This is a genomic window from Kosakonia oryzae (assembly GCF_001658025.2).
Lineage (GTDB): Bacteria > Pseudomonadota > Gammaproteobacteria > Enterobacterales > Enterobacteriaceae > Kosakonia > Kosakonia oryzae.
Genome location: NZ_CP014007.2, coordinates 3,918,858 through 3,941,117, shown reverse-complemented (window position 1 = coordinate 3,941,117; position 22,260 = coordinate 3,918,858). Strand labels below are relative to the sequence as shown.

The following is a 22,260-nucleotide window of genomic DNA, read 5'->3' as shown; positions in this document are numbered from 1 at the left end:
CCCGCCATTTTTCCGCAGGGTAAAATGGAAGCCTGGACGAAAACGGAAAAGACGCAAGTCGGAGCTGGGGAAGGCAGTATCTTTTGTAAACTTCTGAGGAATTTAAGTCAAATTCAGAATGGCAGAATCATACAGTATTGCGATATTTATCGGCAACTGAGGCAAGAAAATAACCCGATGGCAGACAATCGGGCTATTTCCCTTGCTGATATCAGGTATTGCGCGCCACGACACCGGCTTTTTCCAGCATCGCATGCAATAACACATTGGCACCGGCGCTCACCTGTTCTGGCGACGAATACTCAATTTCGTTATGGCTGATGCCGTCCTTGCAGGGAATAAAGATCATTCCAGTCGGTGCCAGCATGCTCATATATACGGCGTCATGTCCGGCGCCGGAAACAATATCCATATGAGAATAACCTAATTGCTGCGCCGCCCGGCGTACAGCCTCCTTGCAATCGGCATGGAAGGGCGCAGCCGGGTACTGCGACACCTGGCGCAGAGCGATATCCAGCCCGCTTTTCTGCGCTGTTTGCTGGATAACGGCTTTCAGCGCCGCGTCCATCTTATCGACCTCGGCATCGGTCATATTGCGAAAATCGATGGAGAAGGTGACGCTGCCCGGCACCACGTTACGGCTGTTAGGATGCACCTGCACCATGCCCACCGTTCCGCGTCCATGCGGGGCAAACTGGTTGGCGATGGCGATCACCTCCTGCATCAGGCCGGTTGCCACTTGCAGCGCATCTTTGCGCATCGCCATTGGCGTTGGGCCAGCGTGCGACTCCATCCCCGTAACCGTGCAGTCGTACCAGCGGATCCCCAGTACCGCCTGCACCACGCCGATGGCGACATCCTGCTCTTCCAGAATCGGCCCCTGTTCGATATGCGCTTCAAAATAGGCGCCAATTGGATGCTGGCCTGGCGTATGCTCGCCCGCATAGCCAATGTTGAACAGCTCATCGCGTACCGTTTTGCCTGCGGTATCGGTCGCCGCATAGGCCAGCTCCAGCGGAAAAATCCCGGCAAAGACGCCAGAACCCATCATCACCGGAACAAAGCGCGAACCCTCTTCGTTCGTCCAGAACACCATCTCGATGGGGGCTTGTGTTTCAATGCCGTTGTCGTTGAGCGTGCGGATCACTTCCAGCGCGGATAACACGCCAAAGTTACCGTCGAATTTGCCGCCGGTCGGCTGGGTATCGATATGGCTTCCGGCGACGATGGGCGGCAGGCTGTTATTCCGCCCGGCGCGACGCATAAAGACATTGCCGATTTGGTCTATTTCCACCGACAGCCCGGCCGCTTTGCCCCAGCCGACCACCAAATCGCGCCCCTGGCGATCAAGGTCGGTGAGCGTCAGGCGACAGCAACCGCCTTTCGGCGTTGCGCCAATTTGCGCCAGATCCATCAGCGACTGCCACAGGCGCTGGCCATTAATGCGCAGGTCACCCGTCGCAACCACGGTGTCCGGCGCGGAGATCGTTTCACTCATCTTTTTTCTCCCAGGTTAACGTTGCACGGCCTGCGGCGCACGATGGCGTTCCCAGACCGCGGCGGCGCTGAAATCCGGTCCGAAGGCCGGGCGTTTGATATAGCGTCCTGCGCCTTCACGTGCGCGCAGTTCCCCGTCAGCCCAGACCACCACGCCCTGGCTGAGGGTATAAGCCGGGACGCCGGTGACGACGCGGCCCTCGAAAATATTGAAGTCGTTGCGTGAATGATGGGTTGCAGCAGACAGCACCTTGCTGCCCTGCGGATCCCACAGCACCAGATCGGCATCCGCGCCGGGGGTGACCACACCTTTGCGCGGATAGATGTTAAAGAGCCGCGCGGTATTGGCTGAAGTGATAGCGACAAACTCACTCGGCGTCAGACGACCACTGTTAACGCCTGCATCCCATAGCACCATCATACGTTCCTCCACGCCGCCGCAGCCGTTCGGGATCTTGGTGAAATTATCCAGTCCGGCGGCTTTCTGGCTGGCGCAGAAGGTGCAGTGATCGGTGGCGGTGGTATGAAGCTGACCGGACTGCAAACCGTGCCACAGCGCAGCCTGGTGCGATTTATCGCGAAACGGCGGGCTCATCACATGGGCGGCGGCGAAGGCGAAATCGGGGTGACGGTAAACGCTGTCATCCACCACCAGATGGCCCGCCAGCACTTCGCCGTAAACGCGCTGACCGCGCCCCCGCGCGCGGGCAATCGCTTCTGCCGATTCCCGACAGGAGACATGCACTACATAAATCGGCACGCCCATAATGCTGGCGACGGTAATCGCGCGGTTGGCGGCTTCACCTTCCACTTCCGGCGGGCGCGAGAGGGGATGCGCCTCCGGGCCGCTGATCCCTTGTTTCAGCATCTCCTGTTGCAGCAGATACACCATCTCGCCATTTTCCGCATGTACCGTCGGCATAGCGCCTAACTCCAGGCAGCGGCGAAAACTGTTCATCAGCGTTTCGTCGTCGCACATAATGGCGTTTTTGTAGGCCATAAAGTGTTTAAAACTGTTCACCCCTTCCTGCTGTACAAGCTGCCCCATATCCTCACGCACGCTCTCATCCCACCAGGTAATGGCGACGTGGAAGCTGTAGTCGGCGGCGGCTTTTTCTGCCCAACCGCGCCACTGCTGATACGCCTCCATCAGCGGTTGCTGCGGATTAGGGATAACAAAATCGATAATCGTCGTGGTGCCGCCCGCCAGCGCGGCGGCAGTGCCGCTGTAGAAATCATCGACCGTCGTCGTACCCATAAACGGAAAATTCATATGGGTATGCGGATCGATGCCGCCGGGCATCACATACAGGCCCCCGGCATCAATGACTTGTGTGTGTGCCGGAAGATCCCACTGTGAGGCGTCGCCAACGGCGGCGATCAGGCCATCAACGCACAACACATCGGCGCGGCGCTGGCAGTCCGCATTGACCACCGTGCCGCCTTTAATCAACACATTACGCATGCTCTTCTCCTGTGCCTGACCCGGTTTACGCCGTGGTCGCCATCGGGTTATTGGGGTGGGTTGTCCAGTTGGCGTACTGGTCGGAAACCACGATTCCGGTGCGTTTATCGACTTCGCCGGGTTGCAGGTGGCGCAGCGAAATACAGTTTTCTACCGGGCAAACCGAGGCGCAGAGGTTGCAGCCAACGCAATCTTCCTCGCGCACAGCGAAATGGCGCTCGCCCATCAGGCTGGTGGAGATCGCCTGGTGCGAGGTGTCTTCGCACACCAGGTGGCAGCGCCCGCACTTGATGCAGCTTGTCTGGTCGATGACGGCTTTTTCGACGTGATTGAGGTTGAGGTAGCGCCAGTCGGTAACGCTGCCCAGCGCCATGCCGCGAAAATCCTCCAGCGTGCGAAACCCTTTCTCATCCATGTAGTTTTCCAGGCCGCTTATCATGTCGCGCACAATCTGGAAACCGTGGACCATTACTGCCGTACAGACCTGGACGGTGCCACAACCCAGCGCGATAAATTCGGCGGCATCGCGCCAGGTGGAGATCCCGCCAATGCCGGAGATCGGCAACCCGCGCGTTGGCGCGTCGCGGCTAATTTCTGCCACCATATTCAGCGCAATGGGTTTCACCGCCGGGCCGCAGTAGCCGCCGTGGGAACCCTGATTGCCGGTGTGCGGCGTCATCAGCATCTGGTCGAGATCAACGCCCATCACCGAGTTGATGGTATTGATCAGCGAAACCGCATCCGCGCCGCCCGCTTTTGCCGCCCGCGCCGGGTAGCGAATATCGGTGATGTTCGGCGTCAGTTTGACGATCACCGGCAGGCGGCAATACTGCTTGCACCAGCGGGTGACCATTTCGATATACTCCGGCACCTGGCCGACCGCCGCGCCCATGCCGCGCTCGCTCATGCCGTGCGGGCAACCGAAGTTCAGCTCAATGCCGTCCGCGCCGGTCGCTTCCACCTGCGGCAGGATCCATTTCCATGCCTCTTCCTCACAGGGCACCATGATCGACACCACCACCGCCCGATCCGGCCAGCGTTGCTTAATCCGCGCGATCTCTTCCAGGTTGGTCTCCAGCGAGCGGTCGGTGATCAGCTCAATATTGTTCAGCCCGAGAATACGGCGGTCCGCGCCGCGCAGCGTGCTGTAGCGCGGCCCGCAGACATTAACGACGTGCGGATCAAGCCCCAGCGTTTTCCACACCACGCCGCCCCAGCCAGCCTGAAAAGCGCGTTCGACGTTGTACTCTTTATCGGTCGGCGGCGCTGAAGCCAGCCAGAACGGGTTGGGGCTGTGAATGCCGAGAAAATTACTGTGCAGATCAGCCATGAGAAGACTCCTGGTAAAAGGTGGCATTGGCGGCATCGGCCTGCGAAATGGCGAGTGCCAGCAGGATGGCGCGGGCGGCAGCTTTGCCCTGTTTAACCGCATCGACGGTGAGATCCAGCCCGCCTGCGCAGCAGTCGCCACCGGCCCAGACGCCGGGCAGTGAGGTGCGTCCTTCCTCGTCAACGGCGATGCGCCCGCCGCTTAACGCCACGCCCTGCGCCGGGCGTGGATCGTAGGTTTGCCCAATCGCTTTCAGCACCATATCCGCCGCCAGCGTGAAGGTTTCACCGCCAGGCGTCAGCCCTGCGTCGGTCTGTTGCATCAGGGAAAAGGTGACGCCGGTTAAGCGGTTATCCTGCTGCTCAAAGCGCAGCGGCGCGGCGAGAAAGCGCAATGTGACACCGCACGCTTTTGCCCACTGCTGCTCTTTCAGGGAGGCTTTCATCTGGCTTTCGCCACGGCGATAAACCAGGGTGACTTCGCGCGCGCCCAGTTTTTTCGCCTGCACGGCGGCATCCACTGCGGTCATTCCGCCACCAATCACTACGACATTGCGGCCCACTGGCATCTGGCTGAGATCGGCGCACTGGCGCAGTTCGGCAATAAACTCGACGGCTTCGCGCACGCCGTGCGGCTCTGGTGTATCACTGTCGAGCGCATTCACGCCCGCTAAACCGGTGCCAAGGAATACCGCGTCATACTCTGCACGCAGTTGCGCCAGCGTGAAGTGCTGGCCCAGCGTTTTGCCGCAATGCAGGGTGATACCGCCTACCGACAGCAGCCACGCCACCTCCTGCGCCGGAAAATCTCCGGTCACTTTGTAACGGGCCAGGCCGTATTCGTTCAGGCCACCCGCTTTCGCGCGGGCATCAAACAGATCAATCGCATGCCCGGCGAGCGCCAGCGCATGCGCTACGGTCAACCCGGCAGGCCCGGCGCCGACAATCGCCACGCGTTTACCGCTGCTGGCAGCGCGGGTAAACAGCGGTTTGCCGGGAGCGGCGAAAAAGCGATCGGTGGCGTAGCGCTGCAAACGGGCGATATCCAGCGGACGGCCATCCTGTGCATTACGCACGCAGGCCTGCTCGCAGAGGGTTTCAGTCGGGCAGACGCGTGAGCAGGTGCCGCCAAGAATATTGGCCCGCAGGATCACTTCCGCCGCGCCGCGATCGTTACTTTGCGCGATGCGCTGAATAAAGCTCGGTACATCGATCTCCGCCGGGCAGGCGCGGGTGCAGGGGGCATCAAAGCAGTAGTAGCAGCGTTCCGCTTCCAGCACCGCCTGAGTGGAAGAGAGCGCGGGATCGCAATCGCTGAACGCACGGGCATACTCCGCGGGCGTCAGCCGACCGGGGCAGATCCCCGGCGTATCGAGTGTGTTCATCATGCCTCCTGAATAATCCTGACCAGATGGTTAAGTTTTCCGGAATAGCCATGCGATTTATGTGCCATTTTGACGCGCATGGCGGCAGGGCAGGAGAAATCAGCGGTTCAGGGATCTTCAGGATCGATTGCACTAAAATGATCGTCGCATTTTGGTGCATTTCGCACCAAATTTGCCGATTATTGCTGCATTTAGCAGCAAGAAGGTTATTCCAGCCCGCAGATGCGCCAGACGGCGCTCAGCACATGCTGCGTGGCACGCGCCTGCATCGTGTCGCTGTGGGCATCTTCGCCGCAGACGGCTTCCACCTGGATATCGAAATCGGCATAGGTTTGCGTCATCGACCAGACGGTAAAGAAGAAGTGGGTGGTATCCAGCGCGCGCATTTTACCGGCGGCAATCCAGCCATCGAGGATGTGCGCTTTCTCTTCTACCAGTTGGCGCAGTTCGCTTTTCAGTAACGGATGCACAACCTGCGCACCTTGCAGGATCTCGTTGGCAAAGAGTTTGGAGGCTTCCGGGCGGCTGAAGCTGAAGTGGATTTTGCGCCCGACATACTCCGCCAGTGCGCTTTTCGGCTCGGCGCTGGCGCAGATCCCCTCCAGCGGCGACAACCAGTCGTGGAGAATGTTTTCCAGCACCCGCAGGTAGAGATTGTGTTTGTTGCCGAAGTAGTAGTGCAGATTGGCTTTCGGCAGAGCTGCGGCGTCGGCAATCTGTTGCATCGTCGCGCCGCGAAAGCCGTAGCGGGCAAATACGCGCTCCGCCGCTGGCAGGATAATGGCTTCGTTATCCTGACGAATGCGTCCCTTATCGGGTGACTCCACCACGCCGTGGAGAAGAACCTCATTCATAGTGTGCTCCGTGAGAAAACCGCCCTCCCTGGCGGCGGGGGTTATTTCAGTTTGGCGGCGGCGTCCCAGACTTCGTGCGTCATACCGCTGTCGCCCGGATCTTTCTTGATAACCGGCGTATCGCCGCCGCTGTGCAGCAACACGTCGATAGTGCGACGGTACGCGGCCGGATCGAGATAGCCGATTTTCGGCGTATTGGCGTTGGTGATAAGCTTCGCCACGTTCTCCATCTGGCGAGTCTGCACCTCTTCCGTGGCGGCGCCGGAGGCATCTTCTGCCACCACGATTTTCGCCGCTTCATCCGGGTGTTTCACCGCGTAATCCCAGCCTTTAAACGACGCTTTGAGGAATTTCGCCATTTTGCTGACAAATGCCGGATCTTTCAGATCGGAGCCGAGGACATACAGCCCATCTTCCAGCGTGGAAACGCCCTGATCCTCATACGGGAAGGTGATTAAGTCGTCCTGCTTCAGCCCGGCGTCGATCAACTGCCAGTATTCGTTGTAGTTCATGGTCGAAATACAGGCGGCCTGATCCTGTAACAGCGGATCAACGTTAAAGCCCTGTTTTAAAATGGTGATGTCTTTACCCGGCTTGAGGCCCAGTTTGTTCATCCAGTTAAAGAACGGGTATTCGTTGCCGCCGTACCAGACGCCCAGGGTTTTGCCTTTGAAATCGGCCGGGGTTTTGATGCCGCTCGATTTTTTACAGGTCAACATCATCCCGGAACGATCGTACACCTGGGCGATATTCACCAGCGGCACGCCCGCTTCGCGCGAGGCCAGTGCATCCGGCAACCAGTCAACAATGACATCGGCGGATTTACCGGCAATCACCTGCACCGGGGAGATATCCGTGCCGCCGGGTTTAATGGTGACATCCAGCCCTTCATCCTGATAAAACCCTTTTTGCTGCGCCACGTAATAACCGGCGAACTGTGATTGCGGCAGCCACTTCAGTTGCAGTGTGACTTTCTCGGCGGCGGCCGCCTGAAAGGCCAGTACAGACATTGCCGCCAGAAACAAACCCCGGCGCAAAGCGAAACTTTTTATCATTAGAGAACTCCTCGGGTTAGTGAACCTGAATAGGTGCTAATTGTTTTACTTCTGAGCGGCGCTCCCACGTAGCGTGGGGTGCCAGAAATTCACGCGCCGGTCGAGCTGAACCAGCAGGCTGTAGAACAGAGAACCGGCGATCGAGGCGACAACAATCGCCGACCACACCACCGGCATATGCATGCGCGCCGATTCGGTGGAGATGCGAAAGCCCAGCCCGGCGGTCGGCGAACCGAAAAATTCCGCCACAATCGCGGTGATAAGCGACAGCGTGGCATTCACTTTCAGGGCGCTAAAAATAAACGGCATCGCGGCAGGCAGACGCAGCACCCGCAGGCTTTGTCCCGGCGTGGCGGCGTAGCAATACATCAGTTCCTGCTCCAGTTTGCCGCTGGCTTTTAACCCGGCCAGCGTACTGACCAGCGCCGGGAAGAAGGTCACCAGCGTGACCACGGCGGCTTTGGAAGGCCAGTCAAAGCCAAACCACATCACTGCAATCGGTGCGACGCCGACCAGCGGAACGGTGCTGGTGAGGCTGGCCACTGGCAGTAACCCGCGTTGTAAAAACGGCAGGCGGTCGATAAGAATCGCCACGCCAATCCCCAGCCCGCTGCCGAGTAGATAACCTGCCAGCACGGATTTGATCACCGTTTGCAGCACATCGCCCGCCAGCAGCGGCACGCTGTTGACCAGCGCGGCAAGAATATCCAGCGGCGCGGGCAGAATGACCTGCGGAACGGCAAAACCGGTGACCAGAATCTGCCAGAACCACAGCAGCCACAGGCCGAGCAGCGCCGCGACGCTGGCGGCCGGAAGCGTTGAGCGCGCCAGACGTTGCACGCTGACCATCGCCAGCAGTGCCACCGCGCCCAGCGTCAGACCGTGAATCGGCTGCCACGCCAGCCACAGTACGCTCGCCAGCAAAGTGACGGCGAACAGAGCGCCGCGCAGACGGCTAAAGGTGGCGGTGCACCCTGCCAGCGCGCACAGCACCAGCAGGATATTGACCAGCAACAGCGGAGCCGATAACGGCGTTTGCCCGCTTAACTGGATCAGCGACAGCATCAACAACAACAGCGCGCCGACCAGCAAAAACGTGCCGGGTATCGCAGTGCGTTTCATCATCCCCCCTTACGCTGGCGCATCACCAGCCGTTCCGTGAGCGTGACCAGCCCGGTTAACGCCAGCCCAAGCAGCGAGGCCATTACCAGCGCCGACCAGATCTGAATGGTGTTGCCATAGTAGGAGCCGGTCAGCAGCCGCGCGCCCAGCCCGGCCTGCGCCCCGGTGGGCAACTCGGCCACCATCGTACCGACCAGCCCGCTGGCAATCGCCACGCGAAACGCCGGAAACAGATACGGCAGCGAAGAGGGCAGGCGCACTGTCCAGAAGATATCGACCCGCCGGGCAGCCCAGGTGTGCATCAGTTCCATCTCCATTTTTTGCGGCGAGCGCAGTCCCTGCACGGTGGCGATGGTGACCGGGAAGAAGCAGAGATACATGGCGATAGTGGCTTTTGGCAGCATGCCGGTGATGCCGACGCTGCCCAGAATGATCAGCACAATGGGCGCTATTGCCAGCACCGGAATGGTTTGTGAGGCGACGATCCACGGTAGTAGCGCTTTATCCAGGGTGCGCGAGTGAACAATGCACACCGCCAGCACCACGCCGAGCACCACACCCATGGCAAAACCCGTCAGCGCTGCGCTGGCGGTGACCCAGGTATGCAACAACAGGTTGCGCGGCGAGGTAAGTGGCCACTGGGTGATACTGTTCCAGATATCGATGGCAATCTGGTGCGGTGCGGGCAACAGCGGACGGCTGGCATTCAGCGCTGCCTGCATCACATCGTGATAATTCCACGCGCCGCGCGGTGCCAGTACGCGGTCAATCACGCCGGGCGCATTCAGCGCCAGCGCCAGCAGATACCAGAGCACCAGCGCAACCAGCAGCACCATGCTCACCGGCAGCGCGTTCGTAATAAGACGCCGCTCAGCGATCATGATGCCCCTCCACCAGCGCTTCGCGCACCTCCTGCGCCAGCGCAAGGAACGCGGGCGTATTGCGGATCGCCAAATCGCGCTGTGCCGGAAGCGGGGAGTCGATCACCTTCACGATGCGCCCCGGACGCGGCGACATCACCACGATTTTGGTCGACAGATAAACCGCTTCGGCAATGGAGTGGGTGACAAACACCATCGTGCGCTGCTCGTTGTACCACAGTTGCTGAAGCTGCTGGTTGAGGTTGTCGCGGGTCAGTTCGTCGAGCGCGCCAAAGGGTTCATCCATCATTAAAATCTTCGGCTCAAAGCCGAGCGCCCGCGCGATAGACACACGCTGCTGCATGCCGCCCGAGAGCTGCCACGGGTACTTTTTCTCAAACCCCTTCAGGCCAACGCGTGAAAGCTGCTCACGGGCGATTTCGTCGCAGCGCTCTGGCGGTACGCCCTGGATCTGTAACGGCAATTTGACGTTGGCTATCACGGTGCGCCACGGCAGCAGCACCGGAGCCTGAAAGACATAGCCGTAAGCTCCGGCTTGGCGCGCTTCCGACGGCGACATATCGTTCACCAGCACATCGCCGGAGGTAATCGGCTCAAGATCGGCAATGACCCGCAGCAGGGTGGTTTTGCCGCAGCCGGATGGCCCGATAAACGAGACAAACTCGCCCTGGCGAATCGTCAGATTAATGTCCTGTAACGCGTGTACGGGTTTATCCGCCGCCGGATAGATAACGCTGGCCTGACTAACGGTTATGGCGGGCCGCGCTGTGGCGCTGGCGGTCTTTAAGGACACCACGGCGCTCTCCTCAGCAAACATCACCTGGCTCATCCTGCTCCCCCTGTTTTTTGACTAACTGGTTAGGTTTCTTTTTCACCATGCCATTTTTGTGCCAGGGGTTAATTTCCGCATTTTTACCGCATTTAGCTGCACGATAATGAATTTTACTCATCAATTTAGTGCAGATGTCGGCGCGTTTGCTTTGTGATGGGGCAGTGAGGAGGATCGGGGTGGGAAAAGGCAGCATAAACAGGCGCAGCGCGCGTGGTTAGTGACAGTTGTCGTATTTCTGCGTGCCAGTGGCGCGAAAAGAATGATCGACGTCATACATCTTTCGCGCCACGCGCTTTACGTATTGCCAGGATTAATCCGATTGACTATTATCTCTACACCCCTTACAGAGCTAACGCCACATCTAATGTGAGTGCCGGAGATAAGCGCCGGGCGGGGTAAAACCTTGCAGTACTTAGATACACTTAAAACACCAGGCCCTGGCATCAGCCGGGGCGTTTTATTTTGTACGTCAGCCAGACCCTCTTCCCGCAGGAAGAGGGCGGTAACTCAGTCGCGGTCGATGGCAAACGGCTGCCAGGCCTGGCGTACCGGCATCACTTCCACGCGGTTAATATTCATATGATCCGGCAGCGTCGCGATGTAGAACATCTGTTCGGCAATATCCTGCGCGGTCAGCGGCGTGGTGCCGCGATAGAGATTATCCGATGCGGCCTGGTCGCCTTTGGTGCGTACCAGCGTAAATTCCGTTTCCGCAATCCCCGGCGCTAAATCGGTCACACGCACCCCGGTACCGAGTAAATCGCAGCGCAGGTTATAGCTGAACTGCTTCACAAATGCTTTGGTCGCGCCATAAACATGGCTGCCAGGGTAGGGCCACTGCCCGGCAATCGAACCGATATTGATGATAGACGCGCCTGCGCCGTGTTGAATCAGCGTAGGCAGCAGGGCGTGGGTCACGTTGACCAGCCCGGTCACGTTGGTGTCGATCATGGTCTGCCAGTCTTCAAGATCCACGCGCTGCGCAGGTTGCGGCGACAGCGCCAGCCCGGCATTGTTGATAAGCGCGGTAATATCGGCGAACTCAGCCGGCAGCGCCGCCACGGCGCTTTTCACTGCATCTTTATCGCGGACATCCAGCTCAATAATATGCACCGGCACTTTTCCCTGAAGGCGGTCTTTAAGGCTTTCGAGACGTGCCAGACGACGCCCGCTCAGCACCAGCGACCAGCCCGCATCGGCAAACACCTGCGCTGCCGCTTCGCCAAAACCGGAGGTTGCGCCGGTAATAAACACCACTTTCTTTGCTTCACTCATCGTCTTCTCCTGTGCGGGTTTGTGACGTCACTATAAAAACGCCCGCCCGCGCCAGACAGTGCCAGTTGCGCTGTCGCGGTGTGACACCTGTGTCACATGTTGCTAACACGACTGGCTCTATCTGCGGTTTGCCCGCGCGCCGCATGATACGGACAACAATAACGGCATGAGAGGAGCAGGATATGAAACTGGCACTTCAGAGCGAGATGGCGATAACCAACGACGACGTACGTCAACTGGACCGGTCGTATGTGTTTCATTCATGGTCGATGCAGGGCAACCTTAACCCGATGGTGATTGCCGGGGCGAAAGGCTGTGAGTTATGGGACTACGAAGGCAATACGTACCTCGATTTCAGCAGCCAACTGGTGAACGTCAATATTGGTTATCAGCATCCGCGCGTGCTGGCGGCGATGAAAGCACAGCTTGACGAACTGGTGACGATTGCACCGGCGACGGCCAACCTGGCACGCGGCGAAGCGGCCAAACGCATTGTCTCGCTGGCGCCGGAAGGTTTCAGTAAGGTCTTCTTTACCAACGCCGGGGCGGATGCCAACGAAAACGCCATCCGTATGGCGCGTCTTTACACCGGGCGCGACAAGATTTTCTCCGCCTACCGTTCCTATCACGGCAATACCGGTAGCGCGATTGCCGCCACCGGTGACTGGCGGCGCGTACCGAACGAATATTCACGCGGGCATGTGCACTTCTTTAACCCGTACCTCTATCGCAGCGAATTCAACGCGACGACGGAAGCCGAAGAGTGCACACGTGCGCTGGCGCACCTGCGCCGCATGATTGAGGTCGAAGGGCCGGCATCTATCGCCGCGATCCTGCTCGAATCCGTACCGGGAACGGCGGGTATTCTGGTGCCGCCGGAAGGTTATATGAAGGGCGTGCGCGCGCTGGCCGATGAGTTTGGCATTGTGCTGATCCTGGATGAAGTGATGGCCGGTTTTGGCCGCACCGGTAGCTGGTTCGCTTTTGAGCAGGATGGCATCGTGCCGGATCTGATCACCTTCGCAAAAGGCGTTAACGCCGGTTATGCGCCCGCAGGTGGCGTACTGATTTCAGAACCGATTTCGCGCTACTTTGACGACCACTTCTTCGCGGGCGGTCTGACTTACTCTGGTCATCCGCTGGCAATGGCCGCGATTGTCGCCACGCTGGATGCGATGAAAGAAGAGAAAGTGGTGGAGAATGCGGCGCTGGTGGGTAACGGCGTGCTGCGTCCGGGGCTTGATGCGCTGGCGGCGAAACATAAGCTGATTGGCAACGTGCGCGGGCGCGGCATGTTCCAGGCGATGGAACTGGTTAGCGATCGGCAGAGCAAAACCCCGCTGGCGGCAGCAGAGATGGGTGCCATCAAAGCGGCGCTCACGCAGGCCGGTATTTTGAGTTTTATCGTCGAAAACCGCATTCACGTGGTGCCGCCTTGCACCATGAGCGCGGAAGAAGTGAATAAAGGGCTGGCCATTTTTGACCATGTTCTGGCGCAATTTAGCCACTTCGCGAAATAATCCTTCTGGCGTCAGAGACTTCTGACGCCAAATCTATTCATTGCGCTGATTTAAATAGCTTTTTAAATAACGCCCCCAATTTTTAGCACTGTATTCCGCCGCGCAGACTTGATACAACATCTCTTTTACATTTGTCTTTTTTGCCGGGGAGCGAAACGTGCCGGAAACTAATCACTTCGGTCAAACGGTCGGCGACAGCTTGCCGCACTGGAACGGTGTTCAGCCGTTGCCGCGCAGCGTGTTGCCGGGGCAATATTGCCGGCTGGAACCGCTCGACGCCAGAACGCATACGCACGATCTCTTACAGGCTTACGCGCAGGCAGAAGATGACAGCGGCTGGACCTGGCTGGCGGGCGAACGGCCTGACGGGCTGGAAAGTATGGCGCGCTGGATCGTCGGTAAAACGCTCGACGCCAGCGTAGAGCCTTTTGCCGTGGTGGAAAATGCCAGCGGCGATGCGCTCGGCGTGATTGCCTGGCTGGCGATTAACGCCGACAACGGTTCGGTAGAGATTGGTCATGTCACCTGGTCGCCGCAGATGCAAAACAGCGTGCTCGGCACGGAGGCGATATGGCTGATGCTGCGCCACGCTTTTGCCTGCGGTTATCGCCGCGTGGAGTGGAAATGTGATTCGCTGAATGTCGCCTCGCGCCGTGCGGCAGAACGCATCGGTTTCACCTGGGAGGGGCGTTTTCGCCAGCATATGGTGCGCAAAGGGCGCAATCGCGATACCGACTATTTATCGATGCTGGACAGCGAGTGGCCGCTGCGCGACGCCGCTATTTCCGCGTGGCTGAACGCGGATAACTTTGACGCGCAGGGGCAACAAAAACAGAAACTCGATACCTTCCACGAACAGCAGTAAACCACCGCGCACCGGTGGCTGCCGGTGCGCGGCATTAGCCCATCCGGTGTTCGCCACGCACCAGCGCACCACGGTCAAAGAAACGCTCAATCACGCCATTGGACATAAATGCTGCCCGGTCAGACATATGGGCAATCACATCGGCATCGTGGCTGACCAGCAGATAACTCATACCGTGTTGCTGTTTCAGGCGGTTAAGCAGGTTAAGAATTTCGGCCTGCACTGACATATCCAGCGCCGATGTCGGCTCATCCAGCAGCAGAATTTTTGGGCGCAGTAACAGTGCGCGGGCAATCGCCACGCGCTGGCGCTGGCCGCCGGAGAGCTGGTGCGGGTAACGCCGCGCGGCATCAACCGGCAGCCCGACCTGCTCCAGCGCGGTAGCTACCTGCTGCTCAATCTCCGGTTCGCCGTGAATTTTCAGCGGCTCCGCCAGCGTGCGCCACAGCGTATGGTTCGGGTGCAGCGAGGCGTAAGGATCCTGGAAGACCATCTGCACATTGCGCCGCAGCGCGCCCTGGTAACGCGTCCCGGGTTTCACCGGCTGGCCGAACAGCGACAACTGGCCTTGCCATTCGCGCTGCAAACCTGCCAGCACGCGCAGCAGGGTGGATTTTCCGCAGCCGGACGCGCCAATCAGGCTGAAGGTTTCACCTTCTTCCACGCGCAAACTGGCACCTTTCACCACCGTTTTCTCAGCAAAAGTGACCTGCAACTGCGCGATATCAACGATGCTCATCATTCGCCTCCGTAAAGGAGTGGCTGCGATCCAGCGTCGGCAGCATCTGGCCCCAGGTTTCTGCGCCGGGTCGGCAGGTCCACAGCGTGCGGGTATAGGGATGCTGCGCCTCAGGCAGATCGCTCGCCGCCATTGTGTCCACGCATTCCCCTTGATACATCACCATCACCCGGTGGCAGTGCTGCGCCACCAACGGCAGATCGTGGCTGATGAGCAGCAGCGCCATTTGCCGTTGTTCGCACTGGGCGACCAGCAGTTCAAGGATCTGATTACGCAGACGCGCATCCAGCGCAGAAGTGGGTTCATCGGCAATCAGCACCTGCGGATCGTTAACCAGCGCCATGGCGATCATTACCCGCTGCCCCATACCGCCGGAGAGTTCGCCGGGGTAGCGTTGTAGCACCGTCGGTTCGAGTTCCACCGCCCGCAGCGCCTCGTTGATCTTCTCCAGCCGCTGCTTGCGGTTCAGCCGCTGGTGGAGCGTCAGCGCTTCATCCAGTTGTGCCAGTACGGTTTTCACCGGGTTTAGCGCGTAGCGCGGATCCTGCAACACCATCGCGATATCGTTGCCGCGCAGCGCGCGCCAGCCGCGATCGTTGAGCGTAGTGACATCCCGCCCCAGCACATTCAGCGTGGTGGCGCTGACGTGACCCGGCTTGCGCACCAGCCCCATCAGGGCGCGGGCGGTCATCGATTTTCCCGAACCGGATTCGCCGACCAGCGCCAGCCGCTCGTTGCCAAGCGTAAAGCTCAGGTTTTTCACCACCCGCGCGCCGGGGTAGTCGATATTCAGGCCGCTTACCGCGACGCGTGTCTCAGTCATGTTGCGGCTCCAGTACATCGCGCAGGCCATCGCCCAGCAGGTTGAAGGCGAGGCTTGCCAGTAAGATCACCGCTCCAGGCGCTGCGGCAATCCACCATTGATCGAAAATCACCTGCATACCGTCGGCGATCATCGCGCCCCATTCCGCCATCGGCGGGCGCGCGCCTAACCCTAAGAAACCCAGCCCGGCGGCAGCCAGAATGATGCCTGCCAGATCGAGCGCGAGGCGCACAATCGCCGAGGGCAAACAGAGCGGCAGAATATGGCCAAACAGCAGCCGCCAGCCGCGAATGCCCATCATCTCAGCGGCGGCCAGATAATCACTGTGGCGCAAACGCTGGATCTCGCTGCGCGTCTGGCGGGCATAAGCGGGCCAGGTGGTGAGCGCCAGCGCCAGCGCGCCATTCACCAGCCCCGGGCCAAGCATGGCGACAAAAGCAAAGGCGAGGATCAGGCGCGGCATTGACATCACCACATCGGTAAAGCGCATCAGCACGCGTTCCAGCCAGCCGCCGTAATAGCCGGAAACAATACCGATCAGCAGCCCGACAGGCAGGGTAATGGCGGTCACCAGCGCCACCAGACCGAGCGCCGGGCGGGTGCCGTAAATCAGCCGCGAGAGCAAATCGCGCCCGTAGCTGTCGGTGCCGAGCCAGTGTTGTGCGCTCGGAGCCTGCAAGCGGGCGGCGGCGTCCTGCCAGTTGGGATCGCGCGGCGCGAGCCACGGCGCAAATAGGGCGATCAGCAGCAGCAGGGCGACAATCAGCAGCCCGCTGAATGCGGCGGGTGAGCGGCGCAGACGGCGAAGAAAAAGCGTTGTCGGCATCAGCGCACCCTCGGGTCGGTTAACCGTACCAGCAGGTCGGTCAGGTTATTGATCAGCACAAAGCAGACGCCAATCACCAGCGTACCGCCCATGATGGCGGTAGTGTCGCCAGCGAACAGTGCCGTGGTGAGATAGCGGCCAATGCCGGGCCAGGAGAAGACCGTTTCGGTGAGTACCGCGCCTTCCAGCATGCTAGTGTACGCCAGCGCGATCACCGTCAGCAGCGTACCGCGAATATTTGGCAGCACATGGCGCAGCAGAATGGTCATCTCGCCTGCGCCTTTGGCGCGCGCCAGCAAAATGTACTCTTTGTTCATCTCGCTCAGGCAGGCAGAGCGGGTAAGGCGGGTAATGCTCGCCAGCGAATAGTAGGCCAGAAGCAGTACCGGCAGCAGCAGGTGACTGAGCGCATTTTTAAACGCGCCGCTGTCGCCGGAAAGCCAGGTATCGATCAGCGCGAACCCCGTGCGCGGCGTGACGGTGTACTGGTAGATATCATCGAGCCTGCCTGGCCCGGCGCTCCACTGCAGGCGGGCGTAAAACAGCGCCAGCATCAGCAAACCCAGCCAGAAAATCGGCACCGAGTTGCCGAGCAGCGTAAAGGTACGCACCGCCATATCCCACGGTGAGCCTTTAAAGCGCGCGCATAAAACGCCCGCGATCACGCCGAGCAGGCTGCCGACAATCAGCGCCAGCGTTGCCAGCTCCAGCGTCGCCGGAAACGCGGCGAGCAGATCCTGTAATACCGGTTGCCCGGTGGCGCTGGCAGTGCCTAAATCGCCGTGGGACAGGTTTACCAGGTAGTGCCAGAACTGCACCGGCAAAGGCTGATCCAGCCCCAGTTGATGGCGTACCTGCTCGTAGGTGGACTGGCTGGCATGATCGCCGACAATCTGCAAAACCCGGTCAACGGGGGAGAAGGCCGACAGCGAAAAAGTCACCAGCAGCAGGCCAAAAAGCGTCAGGGCCAGCGTGAGCAGCCCCTGAAATAGCGCGAGCAGAGGGCGTTTTACGCGCCGCTCTGCTCTGTTGGGTAAGACCACTGACATGGAAAAACTCGTCTTCAGCGAAAGAACCCTCCCGCGCGGGCGGGAGGAGGAAACGTTACTTGGTGACGCGGTCGTACCACACCATATCGGCATTCAGCCCTTGCTGGTAGCCTTTCACGTTATCGCGCACCACGATCTGCGTTTTGCCCTGATCGACAAAGACATACGGCGAGTTGTGCTGCAGCTCCTGCTGCATTTTCTTGTACAGTTCAAGGCGTTTTGCCGCATCCGGCTCGGCCACCGCCGCCAGCGTCTCTTTATTCAGTTGCGGGATCTGCCAGCCGTTCAGCCCGGCCACGGTACTGGATTTACCATCGTTCCAGGCAAAGGCGCTGGCGTTAGAGTGGGCGTCGAAGTAATCCGGGATCCACAAACGAATCGCCGCCTGATGCTGTTTCGCGCGCACGCGAGCGTATACCTGGCTACCCGCTGCGGGCAGCAGATCCACTTTCACGCCGCCCTGAGCGAAGCTGGCCTGCATTGACTGGGCAATGGTGATAAATGGCGGTTTGTTCTCGACATCCAGCGTGAAGTGCGCGTCTTTAATGCCCGCTTTGGCGAGGATCGCTTTGGCTTTCGCCGGATCAAAGGTGAACGGGTTATCCTCCAGCGCGCCCGGCAGGCCAACCGGCAGGAAGCTCTGATGAATAAAATACTGGCCTTTCAGCAGATCTTTAGTGATGCCGTTGTAATCAACCAGCCAGCGCGCGGCTTCCCAGAACGCCGGGTTGTTCAGCAGCGGGTTGGTGCTGTTGCCGGTGTTAAAGACCAGGTAATTCTGCTCGGCAGACGGAATGCTCAGCACTTTCACGCCTTTCTTATCTGCCAGCGCACTGATTTGATCGGCGCCCAGATCGCGCGCGACATCGGCATCGCCCTGCTGGATCAGCAGACGGCGGGAAGCCGGATCCGGCACGTTTTTAATGATGATGTTTTTAAGCTTCGGCGCGCCGCCAGGCGCGGTGGCGTTGGCATCCAGCACAATGGCCTGGTGCGGCTGGTAGACGCGCATTTTAAACGCGCCACTGCCCGCCGAGTGCATCTTCAGCCAGGCGTTGCCGAAGTCATTGCCCTGCACATTGGCGCTAACCAGCTTCTCATCGACGATCGAGGCAATCGGCGTGGAGAGAATATTCAGCGCTACCGCCGGGCTGACATCCGCCGTCCAGTGCAGTTGCAGGGTGTGGTCATCCACTTTCTTCAACTGGCTGGCAATATTATCCGGCTGCCAGCCCAGCACATTGAGGATAAACGCCGGGGATTTGTTGAGTGTCACCGCGCGGGTATAGGAGAAAATCACATCTTCCGGGCGCAGCGGGTTGCCGGAGGCAAATTTCGCGTCGCTCTTCAATTTGATGGTCAGGGTTTTTGCCGCAGGGTCCGCCTGCCAGCTTTCGGCCAGAATCGGGGTGATTTTTTCCGGGTTTTCCCGATCGGGCTGCACCAGGCGCTGGTACAGGCTCGGGACGGTCTGAATACTGGAAAGCTCGTTCGCTTCCGCCGGATCCAGGCTGACAATATCGTCTAAACCCTGAGCGACGACCAGCGTATCCGGCGGTGTTGCCGCGTAGCTGGCAGCAGAAAGGAGCGCCAATATGACAACAGGCAGCAGTTTTTTAGTCATAAGAAATCCCTGAAAAGTTAATATGATGTGATTATTTTGTACCGCTAAGGTAGGCCAGCAGTCGGCGTTTCTTAAAGTTTAAATTCATCTTTCTATATGCTGCATGCGCATAAGCCAGATTGTTTTGTCATTAGGGGAAAGATGCGCAGGGCGAGCGCCCCGCGCGGCGAGAATTACTTCGTTGAGCGCGCCAGTTGTACCGCGTTTTGCCACGCAAACCAGCGTTTTTGCAAGCGGCCATGACGCGCCATATCCGGCTGAAAAGTGATGTGTTCCGGCAGGTAATGGCGCAGTTGTTCGCTATCGATGTGCAGCAGCGCTTTGCGCGCCAGCAGCGCCGCGCCGATTGCCGACAGTTCCGCAACGTCGCTGCGCATTACCGGGCAGCCGAGCAGATCCGCCTGGTACTGCATGAGCCAGTCATTCTTCGTCGGCCCGCCGTCCACCATCAGCGCCTTCAGCGTGAAATCACCGTGCTGGCGCATAGCGACTACCACATCAGCAATCTGATAAGTGATGGACTCCAGCGCCGCGCGAATCAGATGCGCGCGTTTAACGCCGCGGCTTAAACCGTGGATCAAACCGCGTGCCTGCTCATCCCACCACGGCGCGCCCAGCCCGGTCAGCGCCGGAACAAAGTAGACGCCAAGTGTGGAATCCACCGACGCGGGCAGCGTGCTGAGCGCCTGTGCCAGTTCGGCTTCCGGCAGTTCGCTCAACCCGGTGCTTTCGACCATCCACGCCACCGCATCGCCGGTGTGCGGAATATTGCCTTCCAGACCGTAAACCAATTTTTCGCCGTCGTGCCAGGCGACGGTCGTCGCCAGCGATTTCACGTCACCCTGCGCTGGTGCGACCGGCACCATTACCGAAGAACCGGTGCCGTAGGTCGCTTTAACGCAGCCCGCCGCGCCCAGCCCGTGGGCGAACAGCGCGGCATGGGAATCGCCAATCATCGCCAGCAGTGGAATGCCGTCCGGAATGCCCGCCAGCCCTTGGGTGTGACCGAACAATCCGCTGGAGGGGCGGATTTCGGGCAGCGCCCGGCGCGGAATGCCGAACAGTTCCAGCATGTCGTCATCCCACTCGCCGCGTTGCAGATTCAGCAACTGGGTGCGCGAAGCGTTGGAATAGTCACAGCAAAACGCCGCGCCGCCGGTGAAGTGCCACAGCAGCCAGCTATCGATCGTACCAAGGCAAATCTCGCCTTGCTTCGCCAGCGCGCGGGCGTTGGGCGTGGCATCGAGCAGCCAGCGCATTTTCGACGCGGAAAACAGCGGCGCGACCGGCAAGCCGGTCACGGTTTTAATCTCCGCTTCGCGCCCCTGTTCACGCAGGGCGTGGCAAAAATCGGCGGTACGCGAACACTGCCAGCTTAGCGCCGGACCTAACGGTTGCCCGCTGGCGCGATACCAGCCGATGGCGGTTTCGCGCTGGTTGCTGATCGCCAGTGCCGCAACGTTGTGTGCGCCGACGGCGTCAATCACCTGGCGCACCACGGCCAGCGAGGCCGCCAGCAGCAGCTCGCCGGACTGCTCCACCCAGCCTTCGCGCGGCGTCTGGATATTCAGCGGCCGCGCGCATTTGGCAACCACGGCACCGCGGGCATCCAGCGCAATGGCTTTCGCGTTGGTGGTGCCTTCGTCCAGCGCGATAATGATCTCTTTATTCAGCGACATGGCGTCTCTCCCGGCGGCTTATTGATGGAGATACGTTTCGACGCCGAGATAACGGGTAAAGGCTTCGTGCAGGATCTCCGCGCTGGCCGCATGGTTCATCGCCACGTGGTGTTCGAAGCCGTTACGGCAGATCCACGCCAGCAGGTTTTCCAGCTTGGGCACCTGAATTACCGCGCGGCAGCCGACGGTATCGAGCGGATCGTCAACCGACTGCCCGGAGCCGACATAGGCTTTGATCTCGCCGCTCAGATCGTCAGTACTTAAGCGGAAGTAGGTGAGCGCGCCCGCTTTCAGGCGACCATGCACCGCGCCGCAGGTATTCTCTTTGCCAACGGTGGTGCCAATGATATCGGCGGTGCCCATATGCGGGCTTTCCAGGCTGGCGGAAGCGAAGTTACCGCAGTGAAACAGCACGCATTTGTTGCGATCGTCGCCAAAGTTGTTGTTCCAGTCGGCAATGGAGGCCGGGCTCATATTGGCGCTCGCCAGCGCATACATCGACAGCGCGCCCATTACGTCCACTTCGCAGGCCGACGGCATCAACTGGCCGGACATCACGCTCATGATCGAACAGACGTTAATGCCGAGATTTTCCTGCAACGAGGTCCAGCACTGGATGGCGGTGGTGTCGATATCGTTGGCGATCACCCATTCGCTGATCACCACGAACAGTTTCGCCATCGTCACCAGTTTGTCGGCGGGAATGGCGCTGGCATCGGCGTTATCCAGCAGCAGGCGGCGTTTTTCATCGACGCGAATATCGTCATCGCGCAGGGTTTTGATGCGGGTAAAGACTTCGGAAAGATCGAGAGTTTCTACCGCAATGCCCAACCGTTCGAGCAGTTTTTCGCTGTAACGCACGGTATTGAATCCGGCCGGACGCGCGCCAATTGCGCCAACGCGCACGCCGCGCATGCTGCTGACCACCCGGCAAATCTGCTCAAAACGCTTCAGGTCTTTTTCAAATACCTCGCCGCTTAACGCGCAAACATGTTGGGTGGTGAGGGTAAAAGGAATGCCGTACTGGCGCAGGTTATTGCACAGGGAGATCTTGCCGCAGAAGCTGTCGCGGCGCGTCGCCAGCCCCATTTTGTCCAGATTATCCTCTTCGGCCTGCACCAGCACCGGCACATTCAGCCCGGAAAGGCGCAGGGTTTCCGCCACCGCTTTTTCATCGCCAAAGTTGGGCAGCAGCACTACAACACCGTGGATCTCATCTCGGTGAGCGCGGAACAGTTCCGCGCAGATTTTCGCATCCTGGCGGGTTTCTACACCGCCCAGTTCGGTTTGCGTCTCATCGAGCATGATGGTGTTGATGCCAAGACGGCTGAACAGTGCGACGGCCTGCTCGCGGGCTTCGGCGACCAGATAGCTCGGGAAGAAACCACGGTTGCCAATGATCACCGCCATGGTCAGTTGTTGCGGAATTCGGGACATTGT

At 59.5% G+C, this 22,260-nt stretch carries 19 protein-coding genes; 2 read left to right on the top strand and 17 right to left on the bottom strand.

The window, feature by feature from the left end; genetic code table 11:
• Window positions 1–211: 211 nt before the first annotated feature.
• The 10 genes from AWR26_RS18730 to AWR26_RS18685 form a co-directional block, all read right to left on the bottom strand.
• On the bottom strand, window positions 212–1,498 hold the full coding sequence (locus AWR26_RS18730; protein ID WP_064568039.1) for a Zn-dependent hydrolase: 1,287 nt from the start codon (window positions 1,496–1,498) through the stop codon (window positions 212–214).
• 15 nt (window positions 1,499–1,513) lie between these two features.
• Complete coding sequence (gene hydA / locus AWR26_RS18725) at window positions 1,514–2,962, bottom strand: dihydropyrimidinase (protein ID WP_064568037.1); 1,449 nt, start codon at window positions 2,960–2,962, stop codon at window positions 1,514–1,516.
• 25 nt (window positions 2,963–2,987) lie between these two features.
• Complete coding sequence (gene preA / locus AWR26_RS18720; protein ID WP_064568035.1) at window positions 2,988–4,292, bottom strand: NAD-dependent dihydropyrimidine dehydrogenase subunit PreA; 1,305 nt, start codon at window positions 4,290–4,292, stop codon at window positions 2,988–2,990.
• Complete coding sequence (locus tag AWR26_RS18715) at window positions 4,285–5,679, bottom strand: NAD(P)-dependent oxidoreductase (protein ID WP_244256206.1); 1,395 nt, start codon at window positions 5,677–5,679, stop codon at window positions 4,285–4,287. The genes preA and AWR26_RS18715 overlap by 8 nt, the downstream gene beginning before the upstream one ends.
• A gap of 203 nt (window positions 5,680–5,882) precedes the next feature.
• A complete protein-coding gene (locus AWR26_RS18710; RefSeq protein WP_064568031.1) occupies window positions 5,883–6,530 on the bottom strand; it encodes a TetR family transcriptional regulator C-terminal domain-containing protein in 648 nt (215 codons plus the stop codon).
• Window positions 6,531–6,571: 41 nt separating this feature from the next.
• Window positions 6,572–7,585 carry an ABC transporter substrate-binding protein gene (locus AWR26_RS18705; protein ID WP_043954408.1) on the bottom strand — a complete coding sequence of 338 codons (1,014 nt, stop codon included), beginning with the start codon at window positions 7,583–7,585 and terminating at the stop codon, window positions 6,572–6,574.
• Window positions 7,586–7,630: 45 nt separating this feature from the next.
• A complete protein-coding gene (locus AWR26_RS18700) occupies window positions 7,631–8,710 on the bottom strand; it encodes an ABC transporter permease (RefSeq protein WP_227121510.1) in 1,080 nt (359 codons plus the stop codon).
• On the bottom strand, window positions 8,707–9,588 hold the full coding sequence (locus AWR26_RS18695) for an ABC transporter permease (protein WP_064568027.1): 882 nt from the start codon (window positions 9,586–9,588) through the stop codon (window positions 8,707–8,709). Before AWR26_RS18695 ends, AWR26_RS18700 begins: the two co-directional genes overlap by 4 nt.
• The gene (locus AWR26_RS18690; RefSeq protein WP_035886055.1) at window positions 9,578–10,417 is read right to left on the bottom strand and encodes an ABC transporter ATP-binding protein; all 840 of its coding nucleotides are present in this window, start codon (window positions 10,415–10,417) and stop codon (window positions 9,578–9,580) included. The genes AWR26_RS18695 and AWR26_RS18690 overlap by 11 nt, the downstream gene beginning before the upstream one ends.
• 510 nt (window positions 10,418–10,927) lie before the next feature.
• A complete protein-coding gene (locus tag AWR26_RS18685) occupies window positions 10,928–11,695 on the bottom strand; it encodes an SDR family NAD(P)-dependent oxidoreductase (RefSeq protein ID WP_064568025.1) in 768 nt (255 codons plus the stop codon).
• A 182-nt stretch (window positions 11,696–11,877) separates the two neighbouring features.
• On the opposite strand from AWR26_RS18685, the gene AWR26_RS18680 reads away from it, so the two are divergent.
• Window positions 11,878–13,215 (top strand): aspartate aminotransferase family protein, encoded by a 1,338-nt coding sequence (locus AWR26_RS18680; protein ID WP_064568023.1) that lies wholly within the window; start codon window positions 11,878–11,880, stop codon window positions 13,213–13,215.
• A gap of 157 nt (window positions 13,216–13,372) precedes the next feature.
• Window positions 13,373–14,080 carry a GNAT family N-acetyltransferase gene (locus tag AWR26_RS18675; protein WP_064568021.1) on the top strand — a complete coding sequence of 236 codons (708 nt, stop codon included), beginning with the start codon at window positions 13,373–13,375 and terminating at the stop codon, window positions 14,078–14,080.
• A 34-nt stretch (window positions 14,081–14,114) separates the two neighbouring features.
• On the opposite strand, the gene AWR26_RS18670 is transcribed toward AWR26_RS18675, so the two are convergent.
• The 7 genes from AWR26_RS18670 to AWR26_RS18640 all read right to left on the bottom strand — a co-directional run bounded on the left by AWR26_RS18670 (window position 14,115) and on the right by AWR26_RS18640 (window position 22,257).
• Window positions 14,115–14,819 (bottom strand): ABC transporter ATP-binding protein, encoded by a 705-nt coding sequence (locus tag AWR26_RS18670; protein ID WP_064568019.1) that lies wholly within the window; start codon window positions 14,817–14,819, stop codon window positions 14,115–14,117.
• Window positions 14,806–15,642 carry an ABC transporter ATP-binding protein gene (locus AWR26_RS18665; RefSeq protein ID WP_064568017.1) on the bottom strand — a complete coding sequence of 279 codons (837 nt, stop codon included), beginning with the start codon at window positions 15,640–15,642 and terminating at the stop codon, window positions 14,806–14,808. Before AWR26_RS18665 ends, AWR26_RS18670 begins: the two co-directional genes overlap by 14 nt.
• Complete coding sequence (locus AWR26_RS18660; protein WP_064568016.1) at window positions 15,635–16,468, bottom strand: ABC transporter permease; 834 nt, start codon at window positions 16,466–16,468, stop codon at window positions 15,635–15,637. Before AWR26_RS18660 ends, AWR26_RS18665 begins: the two co-directional genes overlap by 8 nt.
• On the bottom strand, window positions 16,468–17,517 hold the full coding sequence (locus AWR26_RS18655; RefSeq protein ID WP_064568014.1) for an ABC transporter permease: 1,050 nt from the start codon (window positions 17,515–17,517) through the stop codon (window positions 16,468–16,470). The genes AWR26_RS18660 and AWR26_RS18655 overlap by 1 nt, the downstream gene beginning before the upstream one ends.
• 55 nt (window positions 17,518–17,572) lie before the next feature.
• Window positions 17,573–19,141, bottom strand: a complete 1,569-nt coding sequence (locus tag AWR26_RS18650; protein ID WP_064568013.1) for an ABC transporter substrate-binding protein — start codon at window positions 19,139–19,141, stop codon at window positions 17,573–17,575.
• Between the two features lie 173 nt (window positions 19,142–19,314).
• The gene (locus tag AWR26_RS18645; RefSeq protein WP_064568011.1) at window positions 19,315–20,820 is read right to left on the bottom strand and encodes an FGGY family carbohydrate kinase; all 1,506 of its coding nucleotides are present in this window, start codon (window positions 20,818–20,820) and stop codon (window positions 19,315–19,317) included.
• 18 nt (window positions 20,821–20,838) lie between these two features.
• A complete protein-coding gene (locus tag AWR26_RS18640) occupies window positions 20,839–22,257 on the bottom strand; it encodes an L-fucose/L-arabinose isomerase family protein (protein ID WP_064568009.1) in 1,419 nt (472 codons plus the stop codon).
• Between the last annotated feature and the right edge of the window lie 3 nt (window positions 22,258–22,260).